8 protein-coding genes are annotated in these 8,401 nt (G+C 72.3%); 3 read left to right on the top strand and 5 right to left on the bottom strand.

What is annotated here, in order from left to right; genetic code table 11:
- Positions 1-146: 146 nt before the first annotated feature.
- Positions 147-965: a rhomboid family intramembrane serine protease gene (locus tag ABT186_RS46810; protein WP_351237887.1), complete on the bottom strand. Its 819-nt coding sequence runs from the start codon at positions 963-965 to the stop codon at positions 147-149.
- A gap of 125 nt (positions 966-1,090) precedes the next feature.
- On the opposite strand from ABT186_RS46810, the gene ABT186_RS46805 reads away from it, so the two are divergent.
- Positions 1,091-1,429, top strand: coding sequence for a hypothetical protein (locus ABT186_RS46805; protein ID WP_351237886.1), 339 nt, complete (start codon positions 1,091-1,093; stop codon positions 1,427-1,429).
- Positions 1,430-1,559: 130 nt separating this feature from the next.
- Here ABT186_RS46805 and ABT186_RS46800 read toward each other — a convergent pair whose 3' ends face one another.
- Together ABT186_RS46800 and ABT186_RS46795 are read right to left on the bottom strand one after the other, a co-directional pair.
- Entirely contained in the window at positions 1,560-2,960 is a 1,401-nt protein-coding gene (locus ABT186_RS46800; protein ID WP_351930512.1) for an FAD-dependent oxidoreductase, read from the bottom strand.
- Between the two features lie 27 nt (positions 2,961-2,987).
- Positions 2,988-3,968, bottom strand: coding sequence for a DUF4349 domain-containing protein (locus ABT186_RS46795; RefSeq protein ID WP_351234383.1), 981 nt, complete (start codon positions 3,966-3,968; stop codon positions 2,988-2,990).
- A 159-nt stretch (positions 3,969-4,127) separates the two neighbouring features.
- Here ABT186_RS46795 and hemG point away from each other — a divergent pair, with 159 nt between their 5' ends.
- Positions 4,128-5,588 carry a protoporphyrinogen oxidase gene (gene hemG / locus ABT186_RS46790; protein WP_351930510.1) on the top strand — a complete coding sequence of 487 codons (1,461 nt, stop codon included), beginning with the start codon at positions 4,128-4,130 and terminating at the stop codon, positions 5,586-5,588.
- 5 nt (positions 5,589-5,593) lie between these two features.
- A complete protein-coding gene (gene hemQ, locus ABT186_RS46785; protein ID WP_351234387.1) occupies positions 5,594-6,325 on the top strand; it encodes a hydrogen peroxide-dependent heme synthase in 732 nt (243 codons plus the stop codon).
- Positions 6,326-6,461: 136 nt separating this feature from the next.
- Here hemQ and ABT186_RS46780 read toward each other — a convergent pair whose 3' ends face one another.
- Together ABT186_RS46780 and ABT186_RS46775 are read right to left on the bottom strand one after the other, a co-directional pair.
- Complete coding sequence (locus tag ABT186_RS46780; RefSeq protein WP_351234389.1) at positions 6,462-7,223, bottom strand: DUF4142 domain-containing protein; 762 nt, start codon at positions 7,221-7,223, stop codon at positions 6,462-6,464.
- 271 nt (positions 7,224-7,494) lie between these two features.
- Positions 7,495-8,401: SCO6045 C-terminal-like domain-containing protein (locus ABT186_RS46775; protein WP_502973546.1), on the bottom strand; the 907-nt coding region annotated here is incomplete at its 5' end.

Genomic DNA, 8,401 nt, shown 5'->3' with positions numbered 1-8,401 from the left:
CGCCTGCTGCACGGCCTGCTCCACAGCGGACCTTACGCCCTGACGCAGCGTGTGCTGGAGCGCGACGGCCACGTCGCCGCCGGGCGCGCCCCTTCGGCCCAGTCGCCGCTGCGCGCCCCGTCGCCCGTCGCTGAACGCGCGACGCCTCACCAACCGTGCCGCGCCTGCCTGCCGAACAGCAGGCCGCGTGGTTCGGGCGGTGGCGGGGTGCCCGGGCGCAGCGGCCAGGCCAGGACCATGCCCACGATGAATCCGACGACATGGGCCGCGTACGCCACGGTCCCGGCCGAGGAGACGGCGCCGCCGGACGAGTAGACCGCCTGCAGCACGAACCAGAAGCCGAGCACGATCCAGGCGGGCAGCCGAAGGGGCAGGAAGAGCAGGAACGGGACCAGGATCCAGACCCTGACCCGCGGGTAGAGGACCAGATACGCGCCGAGCACGCCCGCGATGGCACCCGAAGCGCCGATCAGAGGGTCGTGCGAGGTGTCGTTGAGGTACGCGAAGCCGTACGCAGCCGCGTATCCGCACGCGACGTAGAACAGCGCGAAGCGGACATGGCCCAGCCGGTCCTCGATGTTGTTCCCGAAGATCAGCAGGAACAGCATGTTGCCCAGCAGGTGCAGCCAGCTGCCGTGCAGGAACATCGCCGTGAACACCGAAACCGGCGGCGATTTGTGGTACGTCGGCGGAGCCACCACACACCCGGCGCCATGCGAGCCGACGCCGACGGCGCCCGTGGGCACGAGCCGGGGCAGCTGATCGTGGATCAACTCCCGCGGCACCGCCGCGTAGTGCTCCAGGAACGCCTGGAGGTGACACAGCTGGGACAGGTCGCTCTGACCCGCCACCGAGCCGGCTATGCCGGGAGTGAAGAGGAACACGACGAAGTTGGCCGCGATCAACGCGTACGTCACATAGGGCGTACGGCGTACCGGGTTCACGTCATGGACGGGGATGACCACAAGGAACTACTGCCCTGGATGGGCTTGGTGAATCGGTGAACGCGGTCGTCCGCCTGTGCGTATGTCTCCTCAACCGCCCGCGGTGCGGGGAAGGAGCGTCGCGGGGACGATGTGAGGAACAGGCGATGAACGACCGAGTTACTCCTCCGATCCACGCTCTGCCCGACGGCGAGGCCGAGCTCGCCCTGGTGGTCCACCTGCCCTGGGAGGACGTCGCCCGGCTCGGCCAGGAGGCCGCGCGGCTTGCTTCGCAGATGCAGCGGCCCGTGACCCTGGACGAGGCGGTCAGCCACCGGTTGCGTTCCACGCGGGCGGCTGCCGCGCATGCGAAGCCGGCGGGGGTGCAGCCGCCCGCCGTGACGTCCAGTGCGTCCGTGTCGTCGCTGCCGCCCCGGCCTCCGGCCGAGCAGGCGCGGCAGGCGATCGAGCGGATCAACGGAGTCGGCCAGCACGAGACGGCTTGATCGGGGCGCCGTGGGGGCTGGGGCTGTGCGTGAGCTGCGGGTCGTTCGTGGTTGACCGCGCCCACGCGGCGGAGCCGCATGCGGAGCCGCATAATGACCGCAGCCCCGCGCCCCTGTCGGGGCGCTCCACTCACCCGGCGTTTCTCCGTACCGCAGCCACCGCTTTCCTCGCCGCCACCAGGATCGGGTCCCACACCGGTGAGAACGGCGGCGCGTAGCCGAGGTCCAGGGACGTCATCTCCTCGACCGTCATGCGTGCCGTGAGCGCCACCGCCGCGATGTCGACCCGCTTCGCCGCGCCCTCCCGGCCCACGATCTGGACGCCGAGCAGCCGTCCGGTGCGGCGTTCGGCGAGCATCTTCACCGTCATGGCTGCGGCGTTCGGGTAGTAGCCCGCGCGGCTGGTCGACTCGATGGTGACCGTCTCGTACCGGAGCCCTGCCCGCCGCGCGTCCTTCTCGCGCAGGCCGGTGCGGGCGATCTCCAGATCGCAGACCTTGCTCACGGCCGTGCCGACGACGCCCGGGAACGTGGCGTAGCCGCCGCCCACGTTGGTGCCGATGACCTGCCCGTGCTTGTTGGCGTGCGTGCCGAGCGCGATATGCCGTTCGCGTCCGGAGACCAGGTCGAGGACCTCGACACAGTCGCCGCCGGCCCAGATGTTCTCGTGGCCGCGTACCCGCATCGCCAGGTCCGTCAGCAGGCCGTCACGCCCGCCGAGCGGCAGCCCTGCTGCCTTCGCGAGCGTCGTCTCCGGACGTACGCCGATGCCCAGGACCACCACGTCCGCCGGATACTCGGCCGCCTCGGTGCCCACCGCGCGGACCCGGCCGTCGTTCCCCGTGAGGATCTTGGTGACCTCGGCGTCGTTCGCCATGGTGATGCCGAGGCCCTCCATGGCCATGTGCACCAGGCGGCCCATGTCCGGGTCCAGGGTGGCCATGGGTTCGCTGCCGCGGTTGACGACGGTGACCTCGTAGCCGCGGTTGATGAGGGCTTCCGCCATCTCCACGCCGATGTAGCCCGCGCCGACGACCACCGCGCGGCGCCCCTTCGTGGCGGCCAGCGTGTCCAGGAGCGCCTGGCCGTCGTCCAGGGTCTGCACCCCGTGCACTCCGGGCGCGTCGACGCCGGGCAGGTCCGGCCGGATGGGGCGCGCGCCGGTCGCGATCACGAGTTTGTCGTACGACGTCCACGCCTCGGCCCCGGTGTCGACGTTCCGCGCGCGCACCCGGCCGCCCGCGACGTCGATCTCCGTGACCTCCGTCCGCATCCGCAGGTCGATGCCCCGTTCCCGGTGCTGCTGCGGCGTACGCGCGATCAGCTCGTCACGCCCGGCGACGTCGCCGCCCACCCAGTACGGGATGCCACAGGCGGAGAACGAGGAGAAGTGGCCGCGTTCGAACGCAACGATCTCCAGCTCGTCGGGGCCCTTGAGGCGGCGCGCCTGCGACGCGGCGGACATACCCGCCGCGTCGCCGCCGATCACGACCAGGCGCTGTGTCGAACGGCTCGTACGGCTCATGCTCATACGAACACGCTACGGGGACGGGGAATTTCAGTCCTGCCCGCCCGGACCGTGTTCCTCAGGGGCCCCCTCGGGCGCCGTGCGGGCCACGGGGAGCGGGCCGAGCGCTGTCGCGGCGGGCGCGGGCGCAGGACTGCGCGGCAGCCGGGGGCGGACGACCCGTACCCACACCAGGAGCAGCAGCGCCGCGAGCACCGCGAACGGGAGTACCGCGCCGATCGCCAGGACGATCCACCGCAGCATCGTGACGAACACGCCCCAGCCGCCGGCGAGGGCGTCCAGGAAGCCCGGCCGGTCGTCCTTCGCCGCCTTCTTCACCGGCGTCTCGGAGAGCGAGAGCGTGATGGTGGCGAGGCCGGTGCGGTCCTTCAGGGACGCCTGCTGGGCGAGCAGAGCCTCCAGATCGGCCTCGCGCGAGCTCAACTCCCCTTCCAGGGTGACCACATCGCTGAGCCTGGTCGCCCTGTCCATCAGCTCGCGCACCCGCGCCACGCTGGCGCGCTGCGACCTGATCCGACTGTCCACGTCGACCACCTGGTCGGTGACGTCCTCGGCCTTGGCGGTGCGGTCGATGAGTCGGCCCGCGCCCTGCAGCGCGGTGAGCACCTCGTCGTACTTCTCCGTGGGGACGCGCAGCACGACCCGGGTGCGCTCGTGGCCGTCGGTGTCGCGGCTGGTGCTCTCGTCGCCGACGAACCCGCCCGCGTTCTCGACGGTCGTCCGCGCCTCGTCGAGCGCCTTGGGCACGTCCTTCACCTGCACGGTCAGGGACGCCGTGCGGATGATGTCGTTCGCGGTGAGCCGGGGCGTGCCGCGGCGGGCCTTCGGGTCACCGCCCGTGGCGCTGTCGGCGGCGCCCTGCCGCTGGTCGCCGGCGGCGGCCCTGGCGCCGCTGCTGCTCGCCGCGCTCTTGTCGTTGGCTCCGGCGCTGCAGCCCGCGAGCGCGAGTGCGGCGGCGAGCAGTGTCGCGGCCAGCATCCGGACCGGCCGTGCGGAGGGTGGAGTGCGCATGCGGTGGTACCCCCGAGGATCGTCGTGACGGACGCTCCTTCGACGCCCGTACAGGACCGAACGTTGGCCGGATCCGGTCCCGAAGAGGTCACGGTCGGGACTCGGCAGGGACTCTTGGCCCCTGCTGTGCCGTCCCCGGGGTCTGAGAGGCTGGGGGACATGAGCGCAGTGGAGGCCCGCGCGGACGCGGGGCATGTCGTTGTCATCGGAGGCGGGATCGCGGGGCTGGCCGCCGCCCACCGGCTGCTGGACCGGGGCGTACGGGTGACGGTCCTGGAGGCGTCGGACCGGGTCGGCGGCAAGCTGCTGCCAGGGGAGATCGCGGGCGTGCGGGTCGACCTCGGGGCCGAGTCGATGCTGGCGCGGCGGCCCGAGGCGGTGGCGCTCGCCCGCGAGGTGGGTCTCACGGACCGCCTTCAGCCGCCCGCCACCTCGACCGCCTCGATCTGGACACGGGGCGCCCTGCGACCGATACCGAAGGGGCATGTGATGGGCGTTCCCGGCGCCGCGTCCGCACTGTCCGGGGTCCTGTCCGAGGAGGGACTGCGCCGCATCGAGCGCGACGCCGAGCTGCCGCGCACGGAGGTCGGCGACGACGTGGCGGTGGGGGAGTACGTGGCGGCGCGCCTCGGCCGCGAGGTCGTCGACCGCCTGGTGGAACCGCTGCTGGGCGGGGTGTACGCGGGTGACGCGTACCGCATCTCGATGCGCTCGGCCGTGCCCCAGCTCTTCACCGCGGCGCAGACCCACACCTCGCTGACGGAGGCGGTCCGCGAGATCCAGGCGAAGGCGGCGGCGGCCCCGCAGACGAGTGGCCCCGTGTTCATGGGCATCGAGGGAGGCGTGGGCCAACTCCCGCTCGCCGTCGCGGAGTCGGTGCGGGTGCGGGGCGGCGAGATCCTCCTGAAGACCATGGCGGACGAACTGCACCGCACTTCCAAGGGCTGGGAGGTCCTGATCGAGGACTACGTCATCGAGGCGGACGCGGTGGTCGTCGCCGCTCCCGCCCGTGACGCCGCCCGCCTGCTGCGCACCGCGTCCCCCGACGCAGCCGCCGAGCTGCGCACCGTCGAGTACGCCTCCATGGCCCTCGTCACCCTCGCCTACCGCCGCGCCGACCTCGCCCTCCCCGAGGGCAGCGGCTTCCTCGTCCCGCCGGTCGACGGGCGCTCGATCAAGGCGTCGACCTTCGCCTCCCAGAAGTGGGGCTGGATCGCGGACGAGGACCCGGACGTGGTCGTGCTGAGGACGTCCGTCGGGCGGTACGGCGAGACGGAGATCCTTCAGCGCGAGGACGCCGACCTCGTGGCGGTCTCACGGCACGACCTGCGGGAGGCGACCGGCCTGGACGCCACTCCTCTGGAGGCCCGCGTCACACGCTGGACCGACGGACTGCCCCAGTATCCCGTCGGCCACCACGCGCGCGTGGCCCGTATCCGCGAGCACATCGCGAAGCTCCCGGGACTGGCCGTGTGCGGCGCGGCGTACGACGGCGTCGGCATCCCGGCGTGCATCGCGAGTGCGCACGCGGCCGTGGACCAGCTGGGCGGAGACCTCAGCGGTGTGCAGGAGCTCACCGCCAACCCGGTGCAGAGTCTGCACGGAGGAGCAGGAGAATAAGGGACATGAGTGACGACGCCCCCACCACCGAGTCCGGCCGGATCCCGAACAAGGGCAAGCTGGCCAAGGACCTCAACGAGGTCATCCGCTACACGCTGTGGTCCGTCTTCAAGCTGAAGGACGTGCTGCCCGAGGACCGCGCCGGTTACGCCGACGAGGTCCAGGAGCTGTTCGACCAGCTCGCCGCCAAGGACGTGACCATCCGCGGTACGTACGACGTGTCGGGCCTGCGCGCCGACGCCGACCTCATGATCTGGTGGCACGCCGAGACCAGCGACCAGCTGCAGGAGGCGTACAACCTCTTCCGCCGTACGAAGCTGGGCCGTGCCCTGGAGCCGGTCTGGTCGAACATGGCGCTGCACCGCCCGGCCGAGTTCAACCGCTCGCACATCCCGGCGTTCCTCGCGGACGAGACGCCGCGCAACTACGTCAGCGTCTACCCGTTCGTGCGCTCGTACGACTGGTATCTGCTGCCGGACGAGGACCGTCGCCGCATGCTCGCGGACCACGGCAAGATGGCCCGCGGTTACCCGGACGTGCGGGCGAACACGGTCGCCTCGTTCTCCCTCGGCGACTACGAGTGGATGCTGGCCTTCGAGGCCGACGAGCTGTACCGCATCGTCGACCTCATGCGCCACCTGCGCGGCTCGGAGGCCCGGATGCACGTTCGCGAAGAGGTTCCCTTCTTCACGGGCCGCCGGAAGTCGGTCGCGGAGCTTGTCGCCGGGCTCGCCTGACCGGAACCCGCGCCCCGCGAGGGGCGCGGGGCCCCGACATTGTGCGGCACCGCCGGGCGGGCGCGCCCGGCTCCCCGTCACCCGCGGCGGGCAAATGGTCCGCTGCCGCCTTCGGTGCTCCCGGCGGAGCGGTCCGTCACGGAGGCGGGCTGGACGCCGCCGGTGGCAGTGAGTAGGTGACCGACGGGGTCACCGGAACCGGTGTGCCGGGGTCGTCCGTGGGGCCCGGCGGGGCGGGGGAGTTGGTGAGCGGGGGCGGGGTGGCGGTGGCCGCGTCCTGGGCCAGCGCGTCGAAGTCGACGTAGCCGGTGGCCTCCAGGATCTTGATGTGGTCGAGGACGGTGGTGTTCGCGTCGTCGGCGAGGGCGCGTACCAGCGAGTTGCGGGTGGTGGCGCGGACCTGGGCGACGACGGCGAAGACCTTGCCGTGGGCCCGGCGCAGGATGTTGGCGAAGTCGCGGTCGTACTCCTCGCCCTGGGCCGTGTTCAGGGTCGAGAGCCACTGTTGCTGCTGTGCGTTGGGCTGGTTGGGCAGGGCCAGACCGAGGCGGGCGGCGACGTCGCGGACCCGGGCGTCCAGGAAGGTGTGGCCCGCGACGAGGTGCTCGCCGGCGGTGCGGACCGCCTGGGTGCTGCCCTTCTGTTCGGCCTGCTGCCCCGCCGGCAGCTCCCACAGTCCGGCCAGCCGCACCCGGGTGACGAAGTCCCGGTCCAGGGCGGACAAGGGGCCGTACTGCGTCGACACGGTCTGGGCGTTCAGGGTGTCGAGGCCCGTGCCGGAGCGGTCCGCGTAGGACCAGACCGGGAAGATCAGTGCGGCGAGGGTCCCCGCGAGCAAAGTGATGAGGAGCCCCGTGCCGTTGAAGATTCCGCGGCCTTGGATGGGTCTGGATCGCATGGTGCCTCCTGCTTGCGGCACCGCACGCTAGTGCGCTTCGGGTGCGGATTGGCATATTACTGCGCCGTATCCGCCAACTCCCGTGGGAAGAAAAACAGTTGAAAAGCGGTCATCGCGCGCCGAATGCCGCATGCGTATGGCGGGCATTCGGTGGCGTATTACGGCAAACCAATCGCTGTGAGTGTGCGGTGCGACCGCTGTGTTAACCGCGGCACATTCCACGAGGACGGCCCCCGGGGTGCGCCCGGGGGTGATACAGGGCCTGCGCCGCTCAGTGACGCAGCAGCACCCGGCGGGTCGCCCGGGCCAGGCGGGCCGCGGGGTGCCGGGACGGCGGGGTGGGTCCCGAGCGCTCCAGCCACCAGTCGCGCAGCCGGCGCCGCGCCTCGGCGTCCTCGGGCCGTCCGGCGAGCAGCAGGTGCTCGGCGAAGTCGAGGGCGTCGCGCCGGTAGCCGCCGGTCATCGGGTGACCGTGGGCGTAGGCGAAGAAGGCGGGCCGGTACTCCTCCCCGAGGATCTCGGGCAACTCGGGCGCGACCTTGGCCACGACACCGGCCCGCTTGGCACCGAGGGCACGCGCCTGCACCCCGAGCCGCACCCGGTCGAACCCCTCGGGCACGGGCGTACCGGCCACGAGCGAGGAAAGCAACGCGGCCTGAGCAATCCCGACCCGCTGCCGCACCGACGCACTACCGGAACCCGAGCCCTCCGGGTCGGCTGACGACGGGGTCGCGGGCGGGTCGATGGGGGCTGGGGCCTGCGGGTCGGCGGGTCGGCTTGGGTTGCCGGCCGACTGCGGGGTCGCGGGCCGGTCCGCCGGGGCTGCAGCCTGCCAGTCCGCAGACTGCCTCGACACACCGGCCGCCTCCGGGTCCGCGGGCTGGGCCGCCGGGTCCGCTGCTCGCGAGGCCGAGGTCGGTGCCGCTTCGCCCGTTGTCCGCGTGGCGGCACGTGGTGGCGCCGTGTCGGCGGCCGGCGTGCCCGGGGGGTGCGTGGTTGCGTCCGCAGCCTGGTGGTCCGCGGGCCGCTCCGTCGGGCCGGCCGGGGCGGAGAGTGCGGGCTGGTCTGTCAGGTTGGTCGCTTGCGAGCGCGGGGGCTGCGCCGCCGCGCCCGTCGTCCGCGTGGCCGAGGTCGGTGCCGCTTCGCCGGTTGTCCGCGTGGCGGCACGTGGTGGCGCC

This window comes from Streptomyces sp. NPDC001634, from assembly GCF_040298185.1.
GTDB lineage: Bacteria > Actinomycetota > Actinomycetes > Streptomycetales > Streptomycetaceae > Streptomyces.
The sequence above is the reverse complement of the archived record's forward strand: the minus strand, read 5'-3'. Positions and strand labels throughout refer to the sequence as shown.

Bases quoted from the DNA above. Each gene is read 5' to 3' on its own strand.
- ABT186_RS46805 (WP_351237886.1), top strand. From the start codon at position 1,091: ATGAACGACCGAGTTACTCCTCCGATCCACGCTCTGCCCGACGGCGAG.
- hemG (WP_351930510.1), top strand. From the start codon at position 4,128: ATGAGCGCAGTGGAGGCCCGCGCGGACGCGGGGCATGTCGTTGTCATC.
- hemQ (WP_351234387.1), top strand. From the start codon at position 5,594: ATGAGTGACGACGCCCCCACCACCGAGTCCGGCCGGATCCCGAACAAG.
- ABT186_RS46800 (WP_351930512.1), bottom strand. From the start codon at position 2,960: ATGAGCATGAGCCGTACGAGCCGTTCGACACAGCGCCTGGTCGTGATC.
- ABT186_RS46780 (WP_351234389.1), bottom strand. From the start codon at position 7,223: ATGCGATCCAGACCCATCCAAGGCCGCGGAATCTTCAACGGCACGGGG.
- ABT186_RS46795 (WP_351234383.1), bottom strand. From the start codon at position 3,968: ATGCGCACTCCACCCTCCGCACGGCCGGTCCGGATGCTGGCCGCGACA.